This window comes from Streptomyces stoeckheimensis (assembly GCF_045822005.1).
Classification (GTDB): Bacteria; Actinomycetota; Actinomycetes; order Streptomycetales; family Streptomycetaceae; genus Streptomyces; species Streptomyces stoeckheimensis.
Genome location: NZ_CP169550.1, coordinates 2,232,968 through 2,258,142 on the forward strand (window position 1 = coordinate 2,232,968; position 25,175 = coordinate 2,258,142).

The following is a 25,175-nucleotide window of genomic DNA, read 5'->3' on the forward strand; positions in this document are numbered from 1 at the left end:
CCCAGACCCCGCGCCTCAAACGCCGGCGAGGCTGGATCTATCAGCCCCTCCGGCGGGGTCCGGGGCGGAGCCCCGGGGAACGGGCGAAGGGCGGGTGGGGGACTCCACGCCGCGCAGCGGCACCCCCGGCGCCGGCGGCGCCGCACCCGGACCCCCGGTCATCTCGTGGACTCCGCGAAGCGGGACGGGGTGAAGGGGCTCGGGTCCAGGGCCGGGGTCGTGCCCGTCAGGGCCGCTGTGATCAGGGCTCCCGTCGCCGGGGCCAGGCCGATGCCCGCGCCCTCGTGGCCGCAGGCGTGGAACAGGCCCGGGACCCGGGGGTCCGGACCGATCGCCGGGAGGTGGTCCGGCAGGTACGGGCGGAAGCCGTGGTAGGTGCGGAGCACCTTGACGTCCGCCAGGACCGGGAAGAGGGCCGCGGCCTGCGCCGCCAGCCGGCGCAGGGCCTCCGTCGACAGCGAGCGGTCGAAGCCGACCCGTTCGCGGGTGGCGCCGATCAGGACCGGCCCCGCCGGGGTGCCTTCGACCACCGCCGAGGACTGCAGCGCCGCCGACCCGCTCGCGACGTCCGCGATGTAGTCCGCGGCGTAGACCTTGTGCCGCACCACCCTCGGCAGCGGCTCCGTCACCAGGACGAAACCCCGCCGGGGCAGCACCGGAAGGCCGACTCCGGCCAGCGCGGCCACCGCCCCGCCCCAGGTGCCGGCCGCGTTGAGCACCGCCGGGGCGAGGAGGTCGCGGCGCGGCGTACGGACTCCGCGGAGTTCGCCCGCCGGGCCGCGGAGGAGCTCCGTGACCTCCTCCCCGAGGTGGAGCACCACGCCCGGCGCCGCGGCCAGCAGCTGCGCCGCCGCCTGGGCCGGCTGAACCTGGGCGTCCTGCGGGTAGTGGAAGCCGCCCGCCAGGTCCGGGGCGAGGTGGGGCTCCAGTTCTCGCAGCTCTCCCGGTCCCACCTCGACCGCGTCGACGCCGGCCGCGCGCTGGCCGTCCGCGAAGCCCCGCAGGGCCTTCACGGTGGCCTCGTCGGTTGCGACGACCAGGCCGCCCTTGGCCTCGTACTCGATCTCCCCGGGGAGTTCGAGCGCGAGCTCCCGCCAGAGCCGCGCCGAGAGCAGCGCGAGGTCCAGCTCGGGGCCCGCCTCCTTGTCGGAGACGAGCAGGTTGCCTTCGCCGGCGCCGGTCGTGCCGCCGGCGACCGGGCCGCGGTCGACGACGGCCACGCGGAGTCCGGCGCGCGCCGCGTAGTACGCGCACGCGGCTCCGACGACGCCTGCGCCGATGATCACGAGGTCCAGGGGGTGTCTCTTGGGCACGGCAGTAATATGTCACATATCTCTAGATGGGGACAGAGGTGGCCGAGGTCAGCCGCGCAGCGGGCCCTCGCAGCTGTAACTCGACGTACCGGCCACATGGTTGGTCCAGACGTCCAGTGCGCCGAAGGAGCAGTTCATGTCCGCCAGGTTGTTCGAGGCCGCGCCCGCCCGGTCGAGGATGAAGTAGTCGACCGTCTCGGACATGTCCTTGAAGTTCTGATCGTCGCTGCGCCAGTCCTTCAGGTTCGCCGTGATCCTGCCGGTACAGGTGAACCGGCGCTTGCCCGGCTCGCCGTTCTCCACGCAGTCCGGCGTGCTGTACGTGGCCGTCGCGAAGGTGGACTTCACGTCCGCGAGCGCCGCGTCGCGCAGCTGCGCGTTCGGGGTGAAGGCGGTGTTCGGCACGAACAGCTGGTCGACCTTGGCGATCTGGGCGTCCAGGAACCGGTCGTAGCCGGTCTGGACGGCCGCGTCCCGGCCCATCCTGCTGCGCCAGGCGTCGAAGCCCGCCGGGTCGTTGGCGCGCAGGTGGCCGTACATCGCCCGCAGCTCCGAGGGCCGCTCGGTCCACAGGAACTCGAAGAAGGCGCCCGAGTACCCGTAGAAGCGGAAGCCGTCGTTGGCATATGTGGCGTGCAGGAGCTGGTCCACCGACATGCGCGGGCCGCCGCCGGCCGTGTCGGCGATGATGCTCTTGATCAGGGACTTGCGTACGGCGATGCCGTTGTCGCGGGTCGCGCCGTCGAAGAACTCGGCGGTGCCCTCGTCCATGGCGGTCGTGCGGTCACCCTCGTACCAGGCGCCCTGGCCGAAGGTGCCGGGGACGGCGAAGCGGCCGTTGAGGTAGTGCGTGTACTCGTGGCGGAAGAGCTCTTCCAGGGTGAGCTGGGAGTCCTGCGGGACGCGGCGCTGGTAGGTGTAGAAGGTGGCGCCGTTCTCGATGTAGATGCCGCCGTTGTTGGTGCCGTACCCGGTGAGGATCGGGTGGTAGTTCACGTAGTCCGCGCGGGAGGCGTAGAGCACGATGTTCAGGGTGGCGTTGACGTCCCCGGCGATCGGCTGGTCGGTGCCCACCACCCGGTGGTACTGGGTCTTGACCTGCTTGCTCGCGTAGTAGAGCTGGTCGACGGTGGCCCGGTCGAGGGCGGTGCGGACCTTGATGGCGCCGCTGTCGTACGTGTAGGTGTTCGGGAAGAGCTCCCGCTCGATGTCCTCCTTGCACACCCCGTACGGCTTGCACGCCTGGTAGAAGTTGAGCCAGGAGACGGCCTTCGCCCACGGCTCGCTGCCGTCGCCGAAGGCGGCCCTGGCCGGGGCGAGGAGCGCGCCGAGGTCGGCGGTGGTCGCGTCCTTCAGGCCCGCGACCTGGCCGAAGCGGCCGAACTCGGCGATGGCGTCGCGCGCCACCCAGGCGTTCGCGGTGCCCTTGAGGTGGGCGTACGCGGCGAAGTTCTTGAAGGTGGTGCGGTACGGGGCGTCGGCGGCGGCCGCCGCGTGGAACGCGGTGTCGTTGTTGTACACGCCGAGGTAGTTGACGGAGAGGGCGGCGAGAGCCGCGCCCGCCCAGGCGGTGTCCAGGTGCGTCGCGGTGTGCGACGGGTCCATGGTGGCCAGGACGTTCTTGATCAGGCCGAGTTGGTGGTGGCGCAGGCCGGGGGCGCTGCCGGCGTAGAGGGCCTCGCGCAGGGTGCGGGCGTTGGAGCCGGTGGCGTCGAAGGTGCGGGCGGCGCCCGCGAAGGCGGCGATGGCCTGGCGCATGGCGTCGACGGTCGGGGCGTCGGTGACGTCGATCTCGGTGCGGGAGTGGTCGTGGTAGGCCACGGCGTGCAGGTAGGTGAACATCTCCTCCAGGTGGGAGGAGTTCAGGCCGTCGTGGGAGGCGGCCAGGCCGGATATCCGGCGGGAGACGGCCTGCACGTGGGCGTCCGACATCACGGGGGCCAGGCGGGCGTCCCAGGTCCAGATGAGGCCCGAGAGGCAGCCGCCCTTGGCCGCCGTGACGGCCGGGTCGGCGAGGAAGTCGGCGAACTGCTCCGGGGTGAGCCCGGTGATCCCGTCGAGGGTGCAGGGGACGCCCGCGGCGGTGCCCTGGGCGGCGGCGGCGAGCCTGCCGCTCTTCGTGGCCGTCACGGCGGCGGGCGCGGTGACGGCGCCGGGCACCTTGCCTTCGGCGACGGCCCGGCCGTCCGGGGTCGGGCCCCCGGGGGCCGGGGCGGGCGCGGGGGCCGCCTGCTGCGCATCGGCGAGGTGCTCGACCTCGTCGAAGGGGTTCTCGCCGGCCTGGCCGGCCTCGGCCCCCGGGGCGCCTCCGGCGAAGGTGCCGGATACGGCGGTACCCGGGACTCCGGCGGTGCCGGTCCCGGCGGCCGGAGTCCCGACGGCCTGGGTGTCGGCGGCCTGGGTCGTGGCCTGGCCCGCCGTGGCGAGGAGAGCGACCGTGACGGCGGCGGAGAGGAGAGACGTGCGCACAACTCTGAGCTGGGACACCAAGGACTCCTGGCTGCGAGGGGCGGTGGGGGAAAGTGCGGAACTGCCCTGCTTCACGCGGCGTTTGACGGGGATTAACGGGGCGCGGTGTGAGCTGTAACATAGTAATGTGAAATTGCACTGACAAGACCTGTGCGCCCACCAGTTCGCATCTTCTCGAGGGAGCCCCTGTGACCGACACCCCCTCCCGCCCCACCGCCGGGCTCAACATCGGCAGCCACGACCTGCCGGTATCAGCCGAGTTGTCCCGCTTCATGGCGTCGGACTGGGCGGCCTCTCCCCTGCCGGACGCCGCGCGCGTCCCCTCGTACGCCGTCACTCCCGCCCGCCGCGCACGCCTCTCCGCCCGCTTCCCCGGCGAGCGGCTGATCATCCCCGCGGGCGAGCTGAAGGTCCGCAGCCACGACTGCGACTACCGCTTCCGCCCGCACAGCGCCTACGCCTGGCTGACCGGGCTCACCGGCGAGGACCAGGTCGGCCACGTCCTGGTCCTGGAGCCGGCCGGCCCGCACGGACACGAGGCCGTCCTCTACCTGCGCCCGCGCTCACTGCGCAGCGGCGGCAACGAGGAGTTCTACCGCGACCGCCGCTACGGGGAGTTCTGGGTCGGCCGCCGCCCCGACCTCGCGGAGGCCGAGCGGCTCTCCGGCATCCGCTGCGCCCACCTGGACGCGCTGGGCTCCCCGACGGGGCGCAATGCCGCCGCGGACCCGGAGCTCGCCGTCGCCCTCTCCGAACTGCGCCTGGTCAAGGACGCCTGGGAGGTGGCCGAGCTGCAGCTCGCCGTCGACCACACCACCGCCGGGTTCGAGGACGTCGTACGGGACCTCCCGCGCGCCCTGGCCCACCCGCGCGGCGAGCGGTGGATCGAGGGGGTCTTCAACCGCCGCGCCCGGGCCGAGGGCAACGGCACCGGCTACGAGACGATCGCCGCGTCGGGCGCGCACGCCTGCGTGCTGCACTGGATCCGCAACGACGGCCGGCTGAACGCGAGCGACCTGCTCCTGATGGACGCGGGCGTGGAGACCGACGGCCTCTACACGGCGGACGTCACCCGCACCCTCCCGCTGTCGGGCCGGTTCTCCCCCGTCCAGCGGCAGGTCTACGAACTGGTCCTGGCCGCCCAGGACGCGGGCATGGCGGCGCTGCGGCCGGGCGCGAGCTTCCGCGACTTCCACCGGGCCGGGATGCGGGTGATCGCGGAGGGTCTCGCGGAATGGGGGGTGCTCAAGCACGCCGAGGGCGATCTGCACCGGCGCTACACCCTGTGCAGCAGCGGGCACATGCTCGGGCTCGACGTGCACGACTGCGCGCAGGCGCGCGCGGACACCTACCTGGACGGGGTCCTCGAAGAGGGCCAGGTCCTCACCGTGGAGCCGGGGCTCTACCTCCAGCCCGACGACGAGACCCTCCCGCCGGAGCTGCGCGGCATCGGCGTCCGCATCGAGGACGACCTGGTGATCACGGCCGAGGGCGCCCGGCTGATGTCGGGCGCCCTGCCGCGCACGGTGGCGGGCATCGAGGAATGGATGGGGAACCTGCTGGAGGACGGCGGCGGCCGGTAGCGGGGCGCGGAACGGGGCGCGCCCCAGTTCGTCGCCCGGGCCCCGGTACGCCGGGGCCCGGGCGGTCAGTCAGTCGTTCCAGTTGTTCCCGTTGCGGTAGCCGCCGTCGCGCCAGTTGTTGTCGTGGTTCCAGTTGCCGTTGTCGTGGTTCCAGTTGTCGTTGTCGTTCCAGTTTCCGTGGTCGTTCCAGTTTCCGTGGTCGTTCCAGTTGTCGTGGTCCCAGTTGTCGTTCCAGTTGCTGTTGCGCCAGTTGCTGTTGTCCCAGTTGCCGTGCCAACTGTCGTTGTCCCAGTTGTCCCAGCACCAGCTGGGGCGATCGGCGCGCGAGGTGTCGCAGCAGTAGCGCCACCAGTCGTCCCCGCGCCAGTCGCTGCCGCGCCAGTCCGAACAGCGGTACGTCTGCGGCAGACCTGAGGCAAAGGCGCTACCGGCCGGCATCAGGCCGAGTGTGATCCCGGCGGCCCCGGCCACGGCTGCCGCAATGAACCCACGGCGCATAGTCATACACCTCCGAGAATGAAGGGCTGATTACTCCGGATCGCTCCGTTTTGAGGCATTTCAACCCTCCCCCCTCCCCTGCCCACTGTCAAAGGCACCCGCGCTCACCAGCGAAAAGACCTACGGGAGCACCGCCAGCCCGTCCAGCTCGACGAGCGCCGTCTCGTCCCACAGCCGGACCACGCCCACGACCGCCATCGCCGGATACTCCCGGCCCGCCAACCTCCGCCAGATCCGGCCCAGTTCGGGGGCGCAGTCCCGGTAGTCGGCCACGTCCACGGCGTAGACCGTGACCCGGGCCAGATCGGCCGGTGCGCCGCCCGCCCCCGCCAGCGCGGCCAGCAGGTTCGCCAGCGCCTGCTCGAACTGCTCCGGCAGCGTCCCTCCCACCACCTTCCCCGCGCCGTCGAGCGCCGTCTGCCCGGCCAGGAACACCAGCCGGCCCCCGCTCGCGACGACGGCGTGCGAGAAGCCCGTCGCCGGGGACAGCTCCTCCGGGTTGATCCGCTCCAGGCTCACGCCTCCCCCACCTCCTGCGCCTCCCGCATCTCCTGCGCCTCCTGCATCTCCCGTGCCTCCCGGTAGAGCTCCTTGGCGATGATCGTGCGCTGCACCTCGCTCGCCCCCTCGTAGATCCTCGGCGCCCGCACCTCCCGGTACAGGTGTTCCAGCAGGTGGCCCCGGCGCAGGGCGGCCGCCCCGTGCAGCTGCACCGCGTGGTCGACGACGTACTGGGCCGTCTCCGTGGCCAGCAGCTTCGCCATGGCCGCCCGCCTCGGCACCTGCGGGGAGCGCGCGTCGGCGTCGTAGGCCTCCGCCGCCGCGTAGACGAGGAGCCGGGCCGCCTCGGTCCGGGTGGCCATCTCGGCCACCCGGTGCGCCACGGCCTGCAGGTCGCCCAGCACCCCGCCGAAGGCGGTACGGGCGGCCGTGTGCGCCACCGTCGCGTCCAGGGCGGCCCTGGCCATCCCGACGGCGAAGGCGCCCACGCTGGGGCGGAAGAGGTTCAGGGTGTCCATGGCCACCCGGAAGCCCCGGCCCGGCTCCCCCAGCAGGTCGTCCGGGCCCACCGGGACCCCGTCGAAGGCGAGCGCGCCGATGGGGTGCGGGGAGAGCATGTCGAGGGGCTCCCCCGAGAGCCCGGGCCGGTCCGCCGGGACCAGGAAGGCACTGACCCCCTTGGCTCCGGGGCCTTCGCCGGTGCGGGCGAAGACGGTGTAGAAGTCGGCCTCGGGCGCGTTGGAGATCCAGCACTTCTCCCCGCTGAGCCGCCAGCCCCCGCCCCGCCGGCCGCCGCCCCGGCCGGAGCCCCGGCCAGAGCCCCCGCCCCCGCCACCGCCACCGCCCTCGGCCACCGCTTCGAGCGCCAGCGCCCCCGCGTCCGATCCGGCCCCCGGCTCGCTCAGCGCGAAGGCCGCCACCGTGCGCCCGGCCCGCACGCCGGGCAGCCACCGCTCGCGCTGCGCGTCGCTGCCCGAGCGCAGCACCGGGTACGCGCCCAGTCCCTGGAGGGCGAGGGCCGTCTCCGCCTCCGTGCAGCCGTAGGCGAGGGATTCGCGCAGCAGGCACAGTTCCAGCGCGCCCGAGGTGAACACCCGCCCCAGCAGCCCCTCTTCGCCCAGCGCGGCCAGCAGCGGCCGGTTGACCCGGCCCGGCTCCCCCTTCTCCGCCAGCGGCCGCAGCCGCTCCGCCGCCAGTGCGCGCAGCCGCGCGCACCACTCCTCCTGGTCGGTCCCGAGCGCGAATCCCGTGAATCGGGTCATCCGTATGCCCCAGCCTCTATCGCGTCCTGTTGACTCCCGTCACCATGACGATACGCTCGTGCTGCGTTCGCACGGCCCGGCTCTTCCACTTCGGTCCACAGTCCATACGCAGGGTCCGGCCCCCACCCGGGGTGCGGGCCGTCGCAAGGGGGCGAACCCGCCTTGGAGCTCAAGCCTTCCGCTCACCGAGACACCTTCGCGCGCGACCACCTGCCGCCCGCGCACGCCTGGCCGCGGCTGCTCTTCGAACTCCCCGGGCTGGCCTACCCCGACCGGCTCAACTGCGGTGTGGAGCTGCTCGACGCCACCATCGCCCGGCTGGGCCCCGACCGCCCCGCCTTCCGCGGCGCGGACGGCACCGTGTGGACGTACGGGGAGCTGCACGCCCGCGTGGACCGGCTCGCGCACGTGCTCACCACCGATCTCGGCGTGGTCCCCGGCAACCGCGTGCTCCTGCGCGGCCCGACCGGCCCCTGGCTCGCCGCGTGCTGGCTGGGGGTGATGAAGGCGGGCGCGGTGGCCGTCACCGTCCTGGCCCAGCAGCGTGCGCAGGAGCTGGCCACGGTGTGCTCGATGGCCCGGGTGAGCCACGCCCTGTGCGAGGCGGAGGTGGTGGACGACCTGGTGAAGGCGGGGGTGCCGGGTCTGCGGATCACCACGTACGGCGGCGCGGATCCGGACGACCTGCTGCGTTTGGCGGAGCGGCATCCCGAGCCCTACCCGGCGGTGGAGACCTCCGCCGACGACGTGGCGCTGATCGCCTTCACCTCGGGCACCACCGGGCGCCCCAAGGGCTGCATGCACTTCCACCGCGATCTCCTCGCGGTGGCCGACACCTTCTCCCGGGAGGTGCTGCGCCCCCGCCCCGAGGACGTCTTCGCGGGCAGTCCGCCGCTCGGCTTCACCTTCGGCCTCGGCGGACTGGTGGTCTTCCCGCTGCGGGCCGGCGCCTCGGCCCTGCTGCTCGCGGACGGCTCCCCGCGCCGGCTGCTGCCCGCGCTGGCCGAGCACCGGGTGTCGGTGCTGTTCACCGCGCCCACCGCGTACCGGTCGATGCTGGACACGCTGGGCCCGTACGACACGGGCGCCTACGACCTCTCCGCGCTGCGCCGCTGCGTCTCGGCGGGCGAGAACCTGCCGGCCGCCACCTGGCAGGCCTGGTACGAGCGCACGGGCCTGCGGATCATCAACGGGATCGGCGCCACCGAGCTGCTGCACATCTTCATCTCGGCGGCCGACGAGGACATCCGGCCCGGCACGACGGGCCGCGTGGTGCCGGGCTGGGAGGCCCGGGTGGTGGACCAGGCGGGGCTGCCGGTCGCGGACGAGGTGCCCGGGCTGCTGGCCGTACGGGGGCCGGTGGGCTGCCGCTACCTGGCGGACCCGCGGCAGGGCGAGTACGTACGGGACGGCTGGAACCTCACGGGTGACACCTACGTCCGCGACGCGGAGGGCTATTTCCGCTACGTGGCCCGGGCCGACGACATGATCATCTCGGCCGGGTACAACATCGCGGGCCCCGAGGTCGAGGAGGCCCTGCTGCGCCACCCCGACGTGCTGGAGGCGGCCGTGGTCGGCCGCCCCGACGAGCGGCGCGGACAGATCGTGGTCGCGTACGCGGTCCCCCGGGAGGGCGCGGTCCTCACCGAGGACGCCCTGCGCACCTTCATGCGCAGCGAGCTCGCCCCGCACAAATGCCCGCGCACCTTCGTCTTCCTGCCCACCCTGCCCCGGACGGCGACGGGCAAGCTGCAACGCTTCCGGCTGCGCGACCAGGACGATCCCGAGCAGAACCACGAATTAGAGTGAAGCCGTGGTCGAGCAGCACACTCCGCGATCCTTGATCGTCACGTTCTACGGCGCCTACGGGCGGGCCTTCCCGGGCCCGGTCCCGGTGTCCGCGCTGGTCCGCCTGCTGGGCGCGGCCGGCGTGGACGCGCCGTCCGTCCGCTCGTCCGTGTCCCGGCTGAAGCGGCGCGGCTTCCTGCTGCCCGCGCGGACCGGGGACCGCGCGGCGGGGTACGAGCTCTCCGGGGAGGCGCGCCGGCTCCTGGAGGACGGCGACCGCCGGATCTACGGAACCACCCGCCCGCCGGAGTCCCAGGAGTGGCTGCTGGCCGTCTTCTCCGTCCCGGAGCAGGAGCGGGCGAAGCGGCACCTGCTGCGCTCCCGGCTGGCCGGGCTCGGCTTCGGCGCGGTGGCGCCCGGCGTGTGGATCGCCCCGGCTCAGTGGGACGGGGAGACCCGGCACACCCTGGAGCGCCTGCACCTGACTCCGTACGTGGAGCTCTTCCGCGGCGCCCACCTGGGCTTCGCCCCGACGGCGGAGTCGGTCTCCCGCTGGTGGGACCTGGCGGCGCTGGCCAAGCAGCACGAGGAGTTCCTCGACCTCCACGAGCCCGCCCTGCGCGCCCTCCAGACGGGCACGGCCGCCCCCACCCCGGAGGCCGCCTACCGCGGCTACCTGCTCGCCCTGGACACCTGGCGCCGGCTCCCGTACGCGGACCCGGGCCTGCCGCGCGCGCTGCTCCCGGCGGACTGGCCGGGCGACCGCTCGGCGGCGGTCTTCGCGGAGCTCCACGAACGGCTGCGGGACCTCGGGGCCGGCTTCGTGGAACTGTGAGCCCGGCAGCCCGGCAGCCGGCAGCCCGGAAAACCGGCTGTACCGCACGCCCGACGCGGGTGATCATGTGCCATGACGTGGACCTTCACCCCTGATCTGGCGGCCTGGGCGGCCGCCGTGCGACCCGCCGTGGCAGCGCGGCCCGTGCCCCACACCCAGCTGGTCACGGTCATCGACGCGCTGGAGCGGCAGGGTCTGGACGCCTTCGGATCCGAGCCGCCCCTCTTCGGCTGGTGGACCGGGCCCGACGGGCTGGTCGCGGGCGCCCTCGTCCAGTGCCCTCCGCACCCGCTGCTGATCGGCACCCTGCCCGCCGAGGCGGTCCGGGAGCTGGGAGCCGCCCTCGCCTCCGAGCCGGTGCTCGCCGGGGTCGACGCGCTCAACGCCCGCCGCGAGGACGCGCGGGCGCTGGCCGTCTCCTGGGGGAAGCCGACCGAGGTCGTGGAGGAGAACCGCCTCTACCGGCTCGCCGGGCTCATCGCCCCCGACCCCGCCCCGGCCGGGCGGGCCCGGCCCGCCGAGGAGGCCGACCTCCCGCTGCTCCTGGAGTGGGTCACCGCCTTCAGGCAGGAGTCCGGCGAGGGCGGGGCCGCCTCGGAGGCGGCCCTGCGCGACCGGCTCTCGTACGGGGGCATGCTGCTCTGGGAGGACGCCGGGACCCCGGTCTCGCTGGCCGGGTTCTTCCGCCCGATCGACGCGGTGACCCGGATCGGCCCGGTCTACACCCCGCCGGAGCTGCGGGGCCGGGGCTATGCGGCCGGGGTGACGTACGCCGCGACCGAGGCGGCGCACGCGGCCGGGGCCGCGGAGGTGCTGCTCTTCACCGACCTGGCGAACCCCACCAGCAACCGCGTCTACCAGCGCCTGGGATACACCCCGGTCGAGGACCGGGTGGAGGTGGCCCTGGCATGACCGGCCCCGCAGAAGGTGAGGAACCGGTCGAGCCCTTCTGGATGCTGGCCGCGAACGTGGTCATGTGGCGCCGCTACGGCGAGGGCGGCCAGGGGCAGCGCCCGGGCACGAAGATGTTCAAGGGCGGCTCCAAGGTGTTCGTCGGCACCACGCGGGGCGGCCTCCGGGACTGCGAGGTCGCCGGGCGGCCGCGACACGGTCGCGGGTACCGGCAGTCCTACGTGGCCACCCGGCACCTGCACAGCTTCCGCCCCGTGCTCGTACGCTCCCCTGCCCTCCTACGGTTCGAAATGGGCTACTTGGAGGAGGAGTACGCCCAGAACCTCGCGGTGCTCCTGGAGCACCATGCCTGGGAGCTCCGCTCCGGCGCCTGGCCCGACTGGCCGCATCCGGAGCCCTGCCACTGCCACGAGTGCCTGACCCTGCGGCCGCACCGGTAGCCCGGGGCTACCCCCGCCCCGTGGGCGGCTTGCGGCTGCCCGCGCGGTAGGGGGCGGGCCAGGGTGCGGCCGGGCCGGTGTAGGACTGGTCGGCGGCCGCGTGCAGGGTCCAGTGCGGGTCGTAGAGGTGGGGGCGGCCGAGCGCGCAGAGGTCCGCCCGGCCCGCCAGCAGCAGGGAGTTGACGTCGTCCCAGGAGGAGATCGCCCCGACCGCGATCACCGGGACGTTCAGGGCGTTGCGGATCCGGTCGGCGTACGGGGTCTGGTACGCACGCCCGTACTCGGGGGTCTCCTCCGCCACCACCTGTCCCGTGGAGACGTCGATGGCGTCGGCGCCGTGGGCCGCGAAGGCTCCGGCGATGGCCACCGCCTCCTCGGGCGAGGTGCCTCCCGGCGCCCAGTCGGTGGCCGAGAGGCGGACCGTCATCGGCCGGTCCGCGGGCCAGACGGCGCGGACCGCGTCGAACACCTCCAGCGGGAAGCGGAGCCGGTTCTCCAGCGAGCCGCCGTAGGCGTCGGTGCGGTGGTTGGTCAGCGGGGAGAGGAAGCCGGAGAGCAGGTAGCCGTGCGCGCAGTGCAGTTCCAGCAGGTCGAACCCGCTCTCGGCGGCCCGGACGGCGGCGGTCGCGAAGTCGGACCGGACGGCGGCGAGGTCGGCGGCGCCCAGGGCCCGGGGCACGGCCGAGGCCCCGGGGCGGTAGGGCAGTGCGGAGGCGGCCACCAGGGGCCAGTTCCCCTCGGGGAGCGGGACGTCCATGCCCTCCCACATCACCCGGGTCGATCCCTTGCGGCCCGAGTGGCCCAGCTGGACGCCGAGCGCGGTGCCGGGCGCCGAGGTGTGCACGAAGCCGGCGATCCGCGCCCAGGCGGCCGCCTGCCCGGCGGTGTAGAGGCCCGTGCAGCCCGGGGTGATCCGGCCCTCGGCGCTGACACAGACCATCTCCGTCATCACCAGGGCGGCCCCGCCCAGCGCCCGCGCGCCGAGGTGCACCAGGTGGAAGTCGCCCGGCACGCCGTCGCCGCCCGCGCCCGCGCCCGAAGCCGAGTACATGTCCATCGGGGAGACCACGACCCGGTTGCGCAGGGTCAGCCCCCGCAGGGTGAACGGCGTGAACATCGGCGGGGTTCCCGCCCCGTCCGGGCCTTCGTCCGCGCCCTGCGGGCAGCCGAAGTCCCGCTCCACGGCCCGGGTGAAGCGCGGATCGCGCAGGGCCAGATTGCCGTGGGTGACCCGCAGGCTGCGGGTCAGGAGGTTGAAGGCGAACTGCCGGGCGGGCTGCTCCACGTACCCAGCGAGTTCCTCGAACCACCGCATGCTCGCGGCCGCCGCCCGCTGGGTGGAGGCCACAGCCGGCCGGCGTGCGGCCTCGTAGGCGGCCAGTGCGGCCGGGACGTCCGGCTCGGCCTCCACCGCCCGGGCCAGTGCGAGCGCGTCCTCCACCGCCAGTTTGGTGCCGGAGCCGATCGAGAAGTGCGCGGTGTGCGCGGCGTCGCCGATGAGCACCGTGTTGCCGTGCGACCAGCGCGCGTTGACCACCGTACGGAACTGCGTCCACGTGGAGCCGTTCCCGCGCAGCGGCCGTCCCCGCAGTGCCTCGCCGAAGATCTTCGCGCAGCGCGCCGCCGATTCCGCCTCGTCGCAGAGGTCGAAGCCGGCACGGTGCCAGACCTCCTCGCGCATCTCGACGATCACGGTCGAGGAGTCGGCCGAGTACGGGTAGGCGTGCAGTTGCATCACCCCGTGCTCGGTCTCCGCGATCTCGAAGCGGAAGGCCTCGAAGGGGAAGTCGGCGGCCAGCCAGATGTACCGGCACCGTCCGCCCGTCAGCGTGGGCCCGTAGTGCTCCGCCGCGGCCTCGCGGGTCCGGCTGTGCACCCCGTCGGCCGCGACGACCAGGTCGTACGAGGCTGCGAGCGCCTGCGGCTCGGGGGCCGGCGTGCGGAAGCGGAGCCGGACGCCGAGGCCCGCGCAGCGCTCGTGCAGGATCTCCAGGAGCCGGCGCCGCCCGAGCGCGGCGAACCCGTGGCCGCCCGAGGTCAGCAGGCGGCCCCGGTGCACGATGTCGATGTCGTCCCAGCGGACGAACTCGGCGCTCAGGGCCGCGTAGACGACGGCGTCGGCCGCTTCGATGCCGCCGAGCGTCTCGTCGGAGAGGACCACCCCGAAGCCGAAGGTGTCGTCGGGGGCGTTCCTCTCCCACACGTCCACCGCGTGCCCCTGCCGGGCGAGCAGCGCGGCGGCGTACAGCCCGCCCGGGCCCCCGCCGACCACGGCGACCCGCAGGGCGGCGCCCTCCCGGCCGGTGCTCATCGCGCCGGTGCTCATCGAACCGGTGCCCATCGAACTACCGGCCCTTCCACTGGGGCGGCCGCTTCCCGGTGAAGGCCGCGTGGAACTCCCGGTAGTCCTCGCCGTTCATCAGTAGGGCCTGGGTGTTCGCGTCGAGTTCCACCGAGGCGGCGAGCGGCATGTCCAGCTCGGCGGTCAGCAGCGCCTTGGTCTGCGCGTACGCGAGGGCCGGACCGGCGGCGAGGTGCGCGGCGAGCTCCGCCGCTCGTACGGAGGCCTTGCCCTCCTCGGTGACCTCGCTGAGCAGCCCGATCCGCTCGGCCTCCGGCGCCCTGACCTGCTCCCCCAGCATCAGCAGCCGGGTGGCGTGCCCGAGCCCGACGACGCGGGGCAGCAGGTACGCGGCGCCCATGTCGCCGCCGGAGAGGCCGACCCGGGTGAAGAGGAAGGCGAAGCGGGCGGTGGGGTCGGCGATGCGGAAGTCGGCGGCGAGGGCGATGACGGCCCCGGCGCCGGCGGCGACCCCGTGGACGGCGGCGATGACCGGGAAGGGGCATTCGCGCAGGGCGCGCACGACCTGTCCGGTCATCCGGTTGAAGTCGAGGAGCTGGGCGGTGTCCATCGCGAGGGTGGCGCCGATGATCTCGTCGACGTCGCCTCCGGAGCAGAAGCCGCGGCCTTCGCCGCCGAGCACGAGGGCCCGTACGGAGCGCTCCCGGGACAGTTCGGCGAGCAGGTCGCGCAGGTCGGCGTAGGCGCCGAAGGTGAGCGCGTTGAGCTTCTCGGGGCGGTCGAGGGTGACGGTGGCGACGCCGTCCCGCCGGTCCACCCGGAGGTGGTTCCAGCGTTCGGTCGCGGGTGTGGAACCGAGGAAGGGACTCACCCTCCCGAAGGTATCACCGGTCCATGACTGTCGTCAGGGAAGCGCGATAACTGTGGGTCCGTGCCGCCGGCCGGACTCCACACGTACCGAAGGTCCCGAGCCGGTGTGCCCGACGTCCCTTGCGATCACGTCGGGGTGCCCTACGGCCGGACATTTCCACTTCGTATCGTTGAAAACAGGATTTCCCCCGCCCCTACGACCCACGGAACGGAGGCCGCCTTGCCCGAACCATCCGCCTGGCGGATAGCCCTGCCGCACACGACGGCGGCCGTACCCATCGCCCGCGCCCTGGTCCGTACGGCCCTCGCCGACATCGACGCACCCGCCGACAGCGACACCGCCGAACTGCTCACCGCCGAACTGGTCGCCAATGCCGTGGAGCACACCCCCGGCGACGCCCCCATCGAGCTCGTCGTGGAACTGCTGGCGAACGGCTGCCAGGTCGAGGTCCACGACGGGGATCCGCAGCCCCCCGCCGACCTGACCGCCCCCGGCCCGGACGACGCCCATCCCGACCCCTGGCAGGAGCACGGCCGCGGCCTGCTGCTGATCCGGACCCTGAGCTCGGCCTGTGGGCACCGCGCCACCCCGCACGGCAAGGCCGTGTGGTTCACCCTGCCGTCCCGGGCGGCCCTCTAGGGCGCCTGGGCCCCGGCGCCTCGGCCCCGACGCATGACTATGCGGTCGGCTCCGCGAGGGTCGCGACGAGCACGGCCTTGATGGTGTGCAGCCGGTTCTCCGCCTCGTCGAAGACGACGGAGTGCTTGGACTCGAACACCTCGTCCGTCACCTCCAGCGACTCCAGCCCGTGCCGCTCGTGGATCTCCCGGGACACCTTGGTGCCGAGATCGTGGAACGCCGGCAGGCAGTGCATGAACTTCACGTCCGGGTTCCCGGTGGAGCGCAGCACGTCCATGGTGACGGCGTACGGGCTCAGCGCCTCGATGCGCTCGTCCCACACCTCCTTGGGCTCCCCCATGGACACCCAGATGTCGGTCACCACGAAATCGGCCTGCCCGACGCCCTCCGCGAGGTCCTCGGTGAGCGTGATCCGGGCGCCGCTGGCGGCCGCCAGCTCGCGCGCCGCGGCCACCACGGGCTCGGCCGGCCAGTAGTGCCGCGGCGCGACGATCCGTACGTCCATGCCCAGCAGCGCGCCGGTCACCAGGTACGAGTTGCCCATGTTGAAGCGGGCGTCGCCGAGGTAGGCGAAGGAGATCCGCTCCAGCGGCTTGGTGCAGTGCTCGGTCATCGTGAGCACGTCGGCCAGCATCTGGGTGGGGTGCCAGTCGTCGGTGAGGCCGTTGAAGACGGGCACGCCGGCGTGTGCGGCGAGCTGCTCGACGGTGTCCTGCGCGTCACCGCGGTACTGGATGCCGTCGAACATCCGGCCCAGCACCCGCGCGGTGTCCTTGGCCGATTCCTTGTGGCCCATCTGGGAGCCGGAGGGGTCGAGGTACGTGGTGTGGGCGCCCTGGTCGGCGGCGGCGACCTCGAAGGCGCAGCGGGTGCGCGTGGAGGTCTTCTCGAAGATCAGGGCAATGCTCTTGCCCTGGAGGCGGCGCCGCTCGGTCCCGGCCTTCTTGGCCGCCTTGAGTTCGGCGGCGAGCTCGACCAGGCCGCGGAACTCGGCGGCGGTGAAGTCGAGCTCCTTGAGGAAACTGCGGCCGACAAGATCGGTGGCCATGGGGGCGCTCCAGAGTCACGGTGACAGGGGATGCTGGAAGTCTATACGACGGGCTGCATTGATATACAGAGCCTTCGCATACGTGCCGGGCCCCGGCGTCCCCCGCTCCTTCTTCCCCCCAGCCCCCGCCCCCGCCTAGGCCACCGCGTCCCGCTCCACCGGGCAGCTCATGCAGCGCGGCCCGCCCCGGCCCCGCCCCAGCTCGCTGCCCGGGATCTCGATCACCTCGATGCCTTGCTTGCGCAGGTGGGTGTTGGTCGTGACGTTCCGCTCGTACGCGACGACCACGCCCGGCTCCACGGCCAGCACGTTGCAGCCGTCGTCCCACTGCTCGCGCTCGGCGGCGTGCACGTCCTGGGTCGCCGTGAGCACCCGGATCGCGTCCAGCCCGAGGGCGGCGGCGATGGCCCGGTGCATGTGCTCCGGCGGATGGTCGGTCACCTTCAGCTCGCTCGGCCCGCCGCCGGGCTCGATCGTGTAGGAGCGCAGCATGCCCAGGCCCGCGTACTGGGTGAACGTATCCGCGTCGACCATCGTCATCACCGTGTCCAGGTGCATGAACGCGCGCCGCTTGGGCATGTCGAGCGCCACGATCGTCGTCGCCGACCCGGCGGCGAACAGCCCGCGCGCCAGCATCTCCACCGCCTGCGGGGTGGTCCGCTCGCTCATCCCGATCAGCACGGCGCCGTTGCCGATGACCAGGACGTCGCCGCCCTCGATGGTCGAGGGGTAGTCGGCCTGCCCCTGCGACCAGGTGTGGAAGGGCCCGGAGCCGGTGAAGAGCGGGTGGTGCTTGTAGATGGCCTCGAAGTGCACGGTCTCGCGCTGCCGGGCCGGCCAGCGCATCGCGTTGATGGACACCCCGTCGTAGATCCAGGCGGAGGTGTCCCGGGTGAAGAGGTGGTTGGGCAGCGGCCCCAGCAGGAAGCCGTCGAGGTCCAGGGCGTGGAAGCGGACCGACACCGGCTCCGCGTGCCGCTCCAGGAACTCCCGCTTGGTCATCCCGCCGATCAGCGCCTCGGCCAGGTCCCCCGAGGGGAGTCCGTCGAAGACCGCCCGGAGGTGGTCGGTGGCGAGCGGACCGTACTCCTTCTCGTCGAAGACCCGGTCCAGGACGAGGTGTCTCGCCTCCGGGATGTCCAGGGCCTCCACCAGCAGGTCACCGAAGAGGTGGACCTCCACTCCGCGGTCGCGCAGTACGTCGGCGAAGCCGTCGTGCTCCTGGCGGGCCCGGCGCACCCACAGCACGTCGTCGAAGAGCAGCGCGTCCTTGTTGCTCGGCGTGAGCCTCTTCAGCTCCAGGTCGGGCCGGTGGAGGATGACGCGGCGAAGCCGCCCGGTCTCGGAATCGACATGGAATCCCATGCCGTACACGTTCGCAGACCGGGCGGCTTTTTGACGTGGCGTCGGCTCAGCGGGTTCGGACCGCCGGATCCGGCGGCGGTCCGGGGCCCGCCGGTTCAGCGCAGGCCGAGCAGGGCCTCCGGGGTGCCGGTGAGGTCCGGGGCGATGATGCCCAGCGCGGGGGCGTTCACGTTCGGCAGCCCGTGGTTGGACCCGTCGGGCATGGTCAGCGGGGAGCCGACGAGCAGTCCGGGGGTACGGGTGCGCACGGTGGTCGCGGGTGCGTCCAGCGAGCCCTCGCCGTCCGTCTCGGGCTTGCCGGCCAGGTTCGGCACCGGGGAGGTGAGGAGGGTGTCCCCGAGCTCGGTGCCGATCGGCACCGCCGGCAGCAGCGGGGTCGGCAGCATGTCGCCCTTGTGGAACCGGGGCGCCTCGGGCGCTCCGACCACCGGCACCGGCACTCCGGTGGCCAGGTGCGGGACGTCCACGCCGAGCGTGGTCCGCACCGCGTCCAGGGGGACTCCCACCGGCACCGCGTCGGCCATGGCCGGGGTGGCCGCGCCTGCCGCGGCCATACAGGTCATGAGTGCCGCAATGCTTCCGCGCGCGGTCATCTTCATAGGTGACGTTCCGTCCTTCCAAGGTCGCGGACATTCCGCTGCCCTGGATGAACGATCCCGCCGGTGGTTTTCCCGGAGTTCTCCGCGAAAGTTCCCCCATACGACCTAATGAGCGGCCGTACGGGGGCCTTTCCTTGACGCCTCGACGCCTTCGGCACCTGGCTCCGGCCCGTCAGAGCCGCGGGTCCACCGGCTCCGACTCCAGCGCGAGGACGGCGAAGACCGCCTCGTGGACCCGCCACAGCGGCTCCCCGGCGGCCAGCCGGTCCAAGGCCTCCAGACCGAGCGCGTACTCGCGCAGGGCGAGCGAGCGCTTGTGCCCGAGGTGGCGCCCGCGCAGCCGCTCCAGGTGGTCCGGACGCGTGTACTCGGGACCGTAGATGATCCGCAGGTACTCGCGTCCGCGCACCTTCACCCCCGGCTGCACGAGCCGGCCCTTGCCGTCCTTGGCGTACGCCTGGAGCGGTTTGACGACCATGCCCTCGCCGCCGGCGGCCGTCAGCTCCCACCAGTCGGTGCCCGCCCGTACCGAGGCCTCGTCGGCGGTGTCCACCAGGATCCGGCCGGTGCGGCGCAGCAGCCCGGTCCCGGCGGCCTCGTCGGCGGCGACGAGCCGGTCCAGCCAGAACAGCTGCTCGTCGTGGGGCACGGCCGCCAGCGAGCGCCCGGCCACCGCCAGCAGCTGGAACGGGGCGAACCGTACGCCGTCCAGCCCGTCGGTGCTCCAGCAGTAGCGCCGGTACGCCTCGGTGAACTTCGCCGCGTCCGCGGCCCGCCCGCGCTGGCGCTCCAGGAGCTCCCCCGTGTCGATGCCCCGGGCCGCGGCCGCCTCCAGGGCGGCGACGGCGTCCGGGAAGACGGCTCCGGAGGCCGCGCCCACGGCGGCGTACTGGTTGCGCAGCAGGCCGGCGGACTTCAGCGACCAGGGCAGCAGTTCGCCGTCGACGAGCAGCCAGTCAGTGTCCAGCTCCTCCCACAGCCCGGCGTCGGTGACCGCCGAGCGGAGCCGGACGAGGACCTCCTCGGTGACCTCGGGGTCCTTGAAGAAGGGCCGTCCGGTGCGGGTGTACACGGACCCGGTGGGGCCGTCGACCCCGAACCGCTCGCGGGCCGTGTCCGCGTCCTTGCAGAGCAGCACGGTGGCCCGGGAGCCCATGTGCTTCTCCTCGCACACGACCTGGGCGATGCCGTCCTTGCGGTACTGCGCGAAGGCCTCGGTCGGGTGCTCCAAGTAGCCGTCCTCGTGCGAGGTGGCCGTCGGCGCCATGGTCGGCGGGAGGTACGGCACCAGGCGCGGGTCCACGGCGAAGCGGCTCATCACCTCCAGGGCGGCGGCCGCGTTCTCCTCGCGGACGTTGACGTTGCCCAGGTGCCGGGTCTCCACGATCCGGCGGCCCTGGACGTCGGCCAGGTCGAGCGGACGCCCGTCATGACCGCCCGGGACCTCGGTGACGAGCGGCTTGACCGGCTCGTACCAGACCTTCTCGGCCGGTACGTCGACCAGTTCGCGCTCGGGCCAGCGCAGGGCGGTCATCTTCCCGCCGAAGACGGCTCCGGTGTCGAGGCAGATGGTGTTGTTGATCCAGGCGGTGTTCGGGACCGGGGTGTGGCCGTAGACCACGACGGCCTTGCCCCGGTAGTCCTCGGCCCACGGGTAGCGCACGGGCAGCCCGAACTCGTCGGTCTCGCCCGTGGTCTCCCCGTACAGGGCGTGCGAGCGCACCCGGCCGGAGGTGCGGCCGTGGTACTTCTCGGGCAGTCCGGCGTGACAGACCACAAGCTTGCCGCCGTCGAGGACGTAGTGGCTGACCAGGCCCTGGATGAAGGTGCGGACCTCCTGGACGAACTCCGCCGGCTCCGCTTCGAGCTGCTCGATCGTCTCGGCGAGGCCGTGGGTCCGCTGGACCTTGGATCCCTTGAGGTGACGGGCGAGCTTGTTCTCGTGGTTCCCGGGCACGCACAGGGCGTTGCCGGAGCCGACCATGCCCATCACGCGGCGCAGCACGCCGGGACTGTCCGGGCCTCGGTCGACGAGGTCGCCGACGAACACGGCGGTGCGGCCCTCGGGGTGGGCGCCGTCCTGGTAGCCGAGCTTGGCGAGCAGGGTCTCCAGCTCGGAGGCACAGCCGTGGATGTCACCGATGATGTCGAAGGGGCCGGTGAGGTGGGTGAGGTCGTTGAAGCGCTTCTCCAGGACCACCTCGGCCGACTCCACCTCCTCGGGCGTGCGCAGCACGTGCACCTTGCGGAAGCCCTCGCGCTCCAGTCCGCGCAGCGAACGCCGCAGGTCGCGGCGGTGGCGCTGGATGACCGCGCGGGGCAGCCCGGCCCGCTCCGGGCGGCCCGCGTTGCGCTCGGCGCAGACCTCCTCGGGCAGGTCGAGGACGATCGCGATGGGCAGGACGTCGTACTCGCGGGCGAGCTGGACCAGCTGCCGGCGGGACTCGGCCTGGACGCTGGTGGCGTCGACCACGGTGAGGCGGCCGGCGGCGAGCCGCTTGCCCGCGATGTAGTGCAGGACCTCGAAGGCGTCCTTGCTGGCGCTCTGGTCGTTCTCGTCGTCGGCGACCAGGCCCCGGCAGTAGTCGGAGGAGATGACCTCGGTGGGATTGAAGTGCGTGCGGGCGAAGGTGGACTTGCCCGAACCGGTGGCACCGATCAGGACGACGAGGGACAGGTCGGTGACGGGAAGAACGCGCTTGCGATCGGTGGTGGGGGTGGTGGTGGTCATGCCTCCTCGCCCTCCTTCGGGGTGTCGGTGCCGGCAGTGGCGGTGTTCAGGGTGAAGACGGCCATCTGGGTCGGCGGCCCCACCTCGGGGTCGTCGTCCCCGACGGGCAGGTGCGCGACGGAGTAGCCGTGCCGGGAGGCGACGTCCCCGGCCCAGGCCCGGAACTCCTCGCGGGTCCACTCGAAGCGGTGGTCGCCGTGCCGGACGTGCCCGGCGGGCAGGGTCTCCCAGCGGACGTTGTACTCGACGTTCGGGGTGGTCACGAGGACCGTGCGGGGGCGGGCCGAGCCGAACACCGCGTACTCCAGGGCGGGCAGCCGCTCGAGGTCCAGGTGCTCGATGACCTCGCTGAGCACGGCCGCGTCGTAGCCCACGAGCCGCTTGTCGGTGTACGCGAGCGAGCCCTGCGTCAGGCGGACGCGGGAGCTCTGCCGCTCCCCCATCCGCTCCAGCCGCAGCCGCTTCGCGGCGATGTTCAGTGCCCGGACGGACACGTCCACGCCGACGATCTCGGTGTACGCCGGGTCCTTGAGCAGTGCCTGCACCAACTGGCCCTGGCCGCAGCCCAGATCGAGGACGCGGGCCGCACCCGCCGCTCCCAGCGCGGTGAGGATCGCCTCGCGGCGCAGCACGGCGAGCGGTACGGGCCGCTCCTCCGTGTCGTTCCCCTCGTCCACCGCGTTGTCCAGCTCCTCCACCTCACTGCCGTCGGCCTCGGCGAGACGGACCAGCTCGAGCCGCTCCAGGGCGTCCTGGGTCAGCCGCTTGTGGCGGGCCAGGTAGCGGGAGGTGATCAGCCCGCTCTCCGGGTGTTCGGCGAGCCAGCCGTCTCCGGCGCGCAGCAGCTTGTCCACCTCGTCGGGGGCGATCCAGTAGTGCTTGGAGTCGTCGAGGACGGGCAGCAGGACGTACAGGCCCCGCAACGCGTCGGACAGCCGCAGCTCACCCTCCAGGACGAGGCGTACGTACCGGGAGTCGCCCCACTCCGGGAAGGTCTCGTCGAGCGCGACCGGGGTGGCCGTCACCGACTCCCAGCCGAGCGGGCCGAACAGCCGGCGCACGAGCTCGGCGCCGCCCCTGGCGGGCAGGACCGGGATCTCGATGCGCAGCGGGCGCACCTCGTCGGGCAGCTCCGGGCGGGCCGCGCACTGCCCCTTCAGCGCGCTGCGGAACACGCCGCTCAGGGCGACGGCCAGCAGCGAAGAGGCGGCGTAGGGGCGGTCGTTGACGTACTGCGCGAGCGCGGCGTCCGGCGTGCCGCCCTGCCCCTTGCCCTGACCGCGCCGCACGAGCGCGACGGGATCCACTTCCAGCAGCAGGCCCGCCGTGCACCGCTCGTCCGTGGCTTCGGGGTAGAAGACGTGGGCGGTGCCGTGGGAGGTGGAGAACGCCTGCGTCTTGCCGGGATGCTTGTGCAGCAGGAAGCCCAGGTCGGTGGCGGGACGCTCGGCCGTGCCGGTCGTGGAGATCGTCAGGAACATGCGAGCGATTGTTGCTGGTCAGCGGTGTTGCCCGCGCCCTATTTTCCGGCGGCGCCTACCGTCGAATCATGAGCGGCATCGTTGTTGTGTACGAGCTCGACCAGCCGGTGGCTGGATCCGTCCACCGGGTGCACGCCGCGCCCACCGCCCCGGGAGGCGGCACCGAGCGCGGCCCGCGGACCATGTGCGGCAAGGACACCTTCGCCATGGAAACGGCCGACTGGAAGCCGTCCGAACACCCGGACGCCTGGTGCCCGCCGGAGTACGCCGACGCGGTGTGCCCCGGCTGCGAGGCGGTGATGGGCGAGGACTAGGGCCCGCCCGGCGGACCACGGTGGTCTCGTCGCGTTTCGCGAAGTGGAAGACCGTGTCCGAGCGGCACAGGCGCTGGTCGGCGGACGGACCATGGGACAGGCTCTTCGCGGCCGTCCTGGTCGGTGCCGACGCGGACAGCAGCATCGACTGGTCGATGGTGAGCGTCGATTCGACTTCCTGCCGGGGCGATCTAGTAGTACCCCTTCGCCTCGTCGAGCAGCTCCCGCACGATGTCCGCGTGTCCCGCATGCCGCCCAGTCTCCTCGACGAGGTGGATGAGCATCCAACGGAGGTTGGCGCTGCCGGCGCGGAAGTCGGGGTGGCGGCCGACGTCGTCCAGGGAGGCCGCGGCCACGATCTCGTTGCTGCGGGCACACTGGGCCTCGTACTCCACGAGCAACTGCTTCAGCGGAACGCCATCGGCCCGCCAGTCGGCGCCCTCGTCCGTCTCGTCAAAGGACGGGTTCTGTGCCTTGTCGCCGCCGAGGAAAACCACCTCGAACCAGGTGTGCTCGACCCACCGCATGTGGCTGATCAGCCCGGCCATCGTCATCGCCGGCGAGGTCGGGATTACGGAACGGTGCGCGTCGGCCTCGCTCAGACCATCGCACTTCCATCGCAGGATCTGCCGCTGGAGGTCCAGCCAGCCGATGAGTGCGGTGCGCTCGTCGGCCTGCATGGGGGGACGCTCAAGTGAAGGTGCCATGCCTGCACGTTACGCGGTCACAAGATCCGCCGGACAGGCCCAGGCGACACCACCCTCCGCGATCGGGTCCCGCGGCGGGTCCCCAGGGTGATGACGTCTCCATCATGACAGGTCAGAGGCGGTTTTCGTAGGACGGACGGCACAGCCGATCCGCCTTGTCCGGGGCCCTGCGCGGACCACAAGATCTCTCTCATGAATCCCACGGAGAACATCAATCACGACGCCGTGCTGCGAGCCCGGGTGGCGCTCCTCGGATCGGGCACGCTGCCCGTCCGGGAGCGGGTGGCCGCCTATCGCGTCCTCGTCCGGGTGAGTCCGTTGGCCTATCTGCCGCTGCTGGCGGCCGCGTTGTTCGCGTACAGCCGCCAGGAGTTCGCCCACCGGCCCGGGATAGCGGTTGCCCTGCGCGCCGAGTCCGTCGCCGCCGCGCGCCGGATGTGCGCGCTGGAACCCGAGGAGACCCAACTGCTCCTCACCGCACTGGTGCACTACCGCGAGCAGCTGCTCCTGATGGAGCGTCCGGAGGAACTGGCCGCCGTGGAAGCGGAGATGGAGAAGCTCGTGGCCACGGGCGGCGGATCCCCGGGCGTGCGCTGGGACCTCAGCGGAGCGTAGCGGCCAGTTCCGCGATGCGGTCGGGGCCGATGCGGCAGCAGCCGCCGATGAGGCGGGCTCCGGTGCGCCGCCAGGCGGCCGTGGGCCAGGGGGCGGGGGTGGCCGGGGTCCGCCAGGTGGCGGTGGCGGGCTCCCAGACCGAGCCGTCGTTGGGGTAGGCCAGCAGCGGTTTCGCGGTGACGGCGGCGGCCGCTTCGAGGGCCGGCAGGACCTCCGCCGGGTCGCAGCAGTTCACGCCGACGGCGATGACCTGCGGGGACCCGGCGGCGAGGGCGAAGGCCTCGGCCAGGGGCTGCCCGGCCCGGGTGCGGCCGTCCGCCACCGTGTAGCTCAGCCAGGCGCGGGCTCCGCTCTCCGCGAGCACGGTGAGCAGGGCTTCGGCCTCGGTGGCGTCCGGAACGGTCTCCAGGGCCAGCAGGTCGGGGCCCTCGGCCAGCAGCGCCGCGATCCGGGGCCGGTGGAAGTCGGCCAGCTCCCGCACGCTCAGGCCGTACCGGCCGCGGTACTCGGAGCCGTCCGCCAGCACCGCCCCGTACGGGCCCACGGACGCGGCGACCCACACCCCGCGCTCCGCGGCCCGGGCCGCCTCGTCGGCCAGCCGCACGCTGCGCCGCAGCAGGGCGGTGGTGCGCTCCGGGCCGTGGCCGCGCCGGGCGAAGGCGGCGTACCCCACCTGGTAGCTCGCGGTGATCAGCACCTCGGCGCCGGCCCGGGCGTAGGCGGTGTGGGCGGCCGTCACCTGCTCCGGCCTCTCGGTGAGGACCCGGCCCGTCCACAGGCCGCCGGACAGGTCGCAGCCCTGGTCGGCGAGCTGGTTGCTCAGCCCGCCGTCCAGGAGCACGGTCCGCCCGCCGGGGCCGGCCAGGGCCTCGGCGAGCGGCCGGGATGCGCGGGGCACGGTG

22 protein-coding genes and 1 pseudogene are annotated in these 25,175 nt (G+C 73.0%); 9 read left to right on the top strand and 14 right to left on the bottom strand.

Features of this window, described 5'->3' with window-relative positions:
• Positions 1-158 precede the first annotated feature (158 nt).
• Both ACE1OC_RS10325 and ACE1OC_RS10330 read right to left on the bottom strand, forming a co-directional pair.
• A complete protein-coding gene (locus tag ACE1OC_RS10325) occupies positions 159-1,313 on the bottom strand; it encodes an NAD(P)/FAD-dependent oxidoreductase (RefSeq protein ID WP_407836774.1) in 1,155 nt (384 codons plus the stop codon).
• A 48-nt stretch (positions 1,314-1,361) separates the two neighbouring features.
• Complete coding sequence (locus tag ACE1OC_RS10330; protein WP_407836775.1) at positions 1,362-3,800, bottom strand: collagenase; 2,439 nt, start codon at positions 3,798-3,800, stop codon at positions 1,362-1,364.
• Between the two features lie 170 nt (positions 3,801-3,970).
• Here ACE1OC_RS10330 and ACE1OC_RS10335 point away from each other — a divergent pair, with 170 nt between their 5' ends.
• A complete protein-coding gene (locus tag ACE1OC_RS10335; protein WP_407836776.1) occupies positions 3,971-5,365 on the top strand; it encodes an aminopeptidase P family protein in 1,395 nt (464 codons plus the stop codon).
• 69 nt (positions 5,366-5,434) lie between these two features.
• Here ACE1OC_RS10335 and ACE1OC_RS10340 read toward each other — a convergent pair whose 3' ends face one another.
• From ACE1OC_RS10340 to ACE1OC_RS10350, 3 genes are all read right to left on the bottom strand, one after another.
• A complete protein-coding gene (locus ACE1OC_RS10340) occupies positions 5,435-5,803 on the bottom strand; it encodes a hypothetical protein (RefSeq protein ID WP_407836777.1) in 369 nt (122 codons plus the stop codon).
• Between the two features lie 180 nt (positions 5,804-5,983).
• On the bottom strand, positions 5,984-6,382 hold the full coding sequence (locus ACE1OC_RS10345; RefSeq protein ID WP_407836778.1) for a RidA family protein: 399 nt from the start codon (positions 6,380-6,382) through the stop codon (positions 5,984-5,986).
• Complete coding sequence (locus ACE1OC_RS10350; protein ID WP_407836779.1) at positions 6,379-7,626, bottom strand: acyl-CoA dehydrogenase family protein; 1,248 nt, start codon at positions 7,624-7,626, stop codon at positions 6,379-6,381. Before ACE1OC_RS10350 ends, ACE1OC_RS10345 begins: the two co-directional genes overlap by 4 nt.
• 162 nt (positions 7,627-7,788) lie before the next feature.
• On the opposite strand from ACE1OC_RS10350, the gene ACE1OC_RS10355 reads away from it, so the two are divergent.
• The 4 genes from ACE1OC_RS10355 (at position 7,789) to ACE1OC_RS10370 (ending at position 11,601) form a co-directional block, all read left to right on the top strand.
• The gene (locus tag ACE1OC_RS10355) at positions 7,789-9,435 is read left to right on the top strand and encodes an AMP-binding protein (RefSeq protein ID WP_407836780.1); all 1,647 of its coding nucleotides are present in this window, start codon (positions 7,789-7,791) and stop codon (positions 9,433-9,435) included.
• Positions 9,436-9,439: 4 nt separating this feature from the next.
• Positions 9,440-10,249 (top strand): PaaX family transcriptional regulator C-terminal domain-containing protein, encoded by an 810-nt coding sequence (locus ACE1OC_RS10360; RefSeq protein ID WP_407836781.1) that lies wholly within the window; start codon positions 9,440-9,442, stop codon positions 10,247-10,249.
• A gap of 72 nt (positions 10,250-10,321) precedes the next feature.
• Positions 10,322-11,161, top strand: coding sequence for a GNAT family N-acetyltransferase (locus ACE1OC_RS10365; protein WP_407836782.1), 840 nt, complete (start codon positions 10,322-10,324; stop codon positions 11,159-11,161).
• Entirely contained in the window at positions 11,158-11,601 is a 444-nt protein-coding gene (locus ACE1OC_RS10370; RefSeq protein WP_407836783.1) for a hypothetical protein, read from the top strand. Before ACE1OC_RS10365 ends, ACE1OC_RS10370 begins: the two co-directional genes overlap by 4 nt.
• Before the next feature lie 7 nt (positions 11,602-11,608).
• Here ACE1OC_RS10370 and ACE1OC_RS10375 read toward each other — a convergent pair whose 3' ends face one another.
• A complete protein-coding gene (locus ACE1OC_RS10375) occupies positions 11,609-13,942 on the bottom strand; it encodes a bifunctional salicylyl-CoA 5-hydroxylase/oxidoreductase (RefSeq protein WP_407836784.1) in 2,334 nt (777 codons plus the stop codon).
• Between the two features lie 4 nt (positions 13,943-13,946).
• Entirely contained in the window at positions 13,947-14,774 is an 828-nt protein-coding gene (locus ACE1OC_RS10380) for an enoyl-CoA hydratase family protein (protein ID WP_243331536.1), read from the bottom strand.
• 219 nt (positions 14,775-14,993) lie between these two features.
• Between ACE1OC_RS10380 and ACE1OC_RS10385 the strand changes: the two genes are divergently transcribed.
• The gene (locus ACE1OC_RS10385; protein ID WP_274549995.1) at positions 14,994-15,413 is read left to right on the top strand and encodes an ATP-binding protein; all 420 of its coding nucleotides are present in this window, start codon (positions 14,994-14,996) and stop codon (positions 15,411-15,413) included.
• Positions 15,414-15,450: 37 nt separating this feature from the next.
• Here the strand turns inward: ACE1OC_RS10385 and argF are convergent, their stop codons facing one another.
• The 5 genes from argF to ACE1OC_RS10410 all read right to left on the bottom strand — a co-directional run bounded on the left by argF (position 15,451) and on the right by ACE1OC_RS10410 (position 22,637).
• A complete protein-coding gene (argF, locus tag ACE1OC_RS10390; RefSeq protein ID WP_407836785.1) occupies positions 15,451-16,461 on the bottom strand; it encodes an ornithine carbamoyltransferase in 1,011 nt (336 codons plus the stop codon).
• Positions 16,462-16,596: 135 nt separating this feature from the next.
• A complete protein-coding gene (locus ACE1OC_RS10395) occupies positions 16,597-17,826 on the bottom strand; it encodes an arginine deiminase (protein ID WP_407836786.1) in 1,230 nt (409 codons plus the stop codon).
• Positions 17,827-17,921: 95 nt separating this feature from the next.
• Positions 17,922-18,389, bottom strand: coding sequence for a hypothetical protein (locus ACE1OC_RS10400; protein ID WP_407836787.1), 468 nt, complete (start codon positions 18,387-18,389; stop codon positions 17,922-17,924).
• A gap of 208 nt (positions 18,390-18,597) precedes the next feature.
• Positions 18,598-21,156: a polynucleotide kinase-phosphatase gene (locus ACE1OC_RS10405; RefSeq protein WP_407836788.1), complete on the bottom strand. Its 2,559-nt coding sequence runs from the start codon at positions 21,154-21,156 to the stop codon at positions 18,598-18,600.
• Positions 21,153-22,637, bottom strand: coding sequence for a 3' terminal RNA ribose 2'-O-methyltransferase Hen1 (locus ACE1OC_RS10410; RefSeq protein ID WP_407836789.1), 1,485 nt, complete (start codon positions 22,635-22,637; stop codon positions 21,153-21,155). Before ACE1OC_RS10410 ends, ACE1OC_RS10405 begins: the two co-directional genes overlap by 4 nt.
• A gap of 68 nt (positions 22,638-22,705) precedes the next feature.
• Between ACE1OC_RS10410 and ACE1OC_RS10415 the strand changes: the two genes are divergently transcribed.
• The gene (locus ACE1OC_RS10415; protein WP_407836790.1) at positions 22,706-22,951 is read left to right on the top strand and encodes a hypothetical protein; all 246 of its coding nucleotides are present in this window, start codon (positions 22,706-22,708) and stop codon (positions 22,949-22,951) included.
• A 32-nt stretch (positions 22,952-22,983) separates the two neighbouring features.
• Positions 22,984-23,136 (top strand): annotated as a pseudogene (locus tag ACE1OC_RS10420) (IS5/IS1182 family transposase); the annotation flags it as partial.
• Positions 23,137-23,142: 6 nt separating this feature from the next.
• Here ACE1OC_RS10420 and ACE1OC_RS10425 read toward each other — a convergent pair.
• Positions 23,143-23,658 (bottom strand): DinB family protein, encoded by a 516-nt coding sequence (locus ACE1OC_RS10425; protein ID WP_407836791.1) that lies wholly within the window; start codon positions 23,656-23,658, stop codon positions 23,143-23,145.
• Between the two features lie 192 nt (positions 23,659-23,850).
• Here ACE1OC_RS10425 and ACE1OC_RS10430 point away from each other — a divergent pair, with 192 nt between their 5' ends.
• A complete protein-coding gene (locus tag ACE1OC_RS10430; protein ID WP_407836792.1) occupies positions 23,851-24,273 on the top strand; it encodes a hypothetical protein in 423 nt (140 codons plus the stop codon).
• On the opposite strand, the gene mmuM is transcribed toward ACE1OC_RS10430, so the two are convergent.
• Positions 24,260-25,171, bottom strand: coding sequence for a homocysteine S-methyltransferase (gene mmuM, locus ACE1OC_RS10435; protein WP_407836793.1), 912 nt, complete (start codon positions 25,169-25,171; stop codon positions 24,260-24,262). The genes ACE1OC_RS10430 and mmuM overlap by 14 nt on opposite strands.
• Positions 25,172-25,175: the final 4 nt, after the last annotated feature.

Coding starts and splice junctions, on each gene's coding strand:
- ACE1OC_RS10340 (WP_407836777.1), bottom strand. CDS start 5,803: ATGCCGGCCGGTAGCGCCTTTGCCTCAGGTCTGCCGCAGACGTACCGC.
- ACE1OC_RS10350 (WP_407836779.1), bottom strand. CDS start 7,626: ATGACCCGATTCACGGGATTCGCGCTCGGGACCGACCAGGAGGAGTGG.
- ACE1OC_RS10365 (WP_407836782.1), top strand. CDS start 10,322: ATGACGTGGACCTTCACCCCTGATCTGGCGGCCTGGGCGGCCGCCGTG.
- ACE1OC_RS10370 (WP_407836783.1), top strand. CDS start 11,158: ATGACCGGCCCCGCAGAAGGTGAGGAACCGGTCGAGCCCTTCTGGATG.
- ACE1OC_RS10375 (WP_407836784.1), bottom strand. CDS start 13,942: ATGGGCACCGGTTCGATGAGCACCGGCGCGATGAGCACCGGCCGGGAG.
- argF (WP_407836785.1), bottom strand. CDS start 16,461: ATGGCCACCGATCTTGTCGGCCGCAGTTTCCTCAAGGAGCTCGACTTC.
- ACE1OC_RS10395 (WP_407836786.1), bottom strand. CDS start 17,826: ATGGGATTCCATGTCGATTCCGAGACCGGGCGGCTTCGCCGCGTCATC.
- ACE1OC_RS10400 (WP_407836787.1), bottom strand. CDS start 18,389: ATGACCTGTATGGCCGCGGCAGGCGCGGCCACCCCGGCCATGGCCGAC.
- ACE1OC_RS10405 (WP_407836788.1), bottom strand. CDS start 21,156: ATGACCACCACCACCCCCACCACCGATCGCAAGCGCGTTCTTCCCGTC.
- ACE1OC_RS10410 (WP_407836789.1), bottom strand. CDS start 22,637: ATGTTCCTGACGATCTCCACGACCGGCACGGCCGAGCGTCCCGCCACC.
- ACE1OC_RS10415 (WP_407836790.1), top strand. CDS start 22,706: ATGAGCGGCATCGTTGTTGTGTACGAGCTCGACCAGCCGGTGGCTGGA.
- ACE1OC_RS10425 (WP_407836791.1), bottom strand. CDS start 23,658: ATGGCACCTTCACTTGAGCGTCCCCCCATGCAGGCCGACGAGCGCACC.
- ACE1OC_RS10430 (WP_407836792.1), top strand. CDS start 23,851: ATGAATCCCACGGAGAACATCAATCACGACGCCGTGCTGCGAGCCCGG.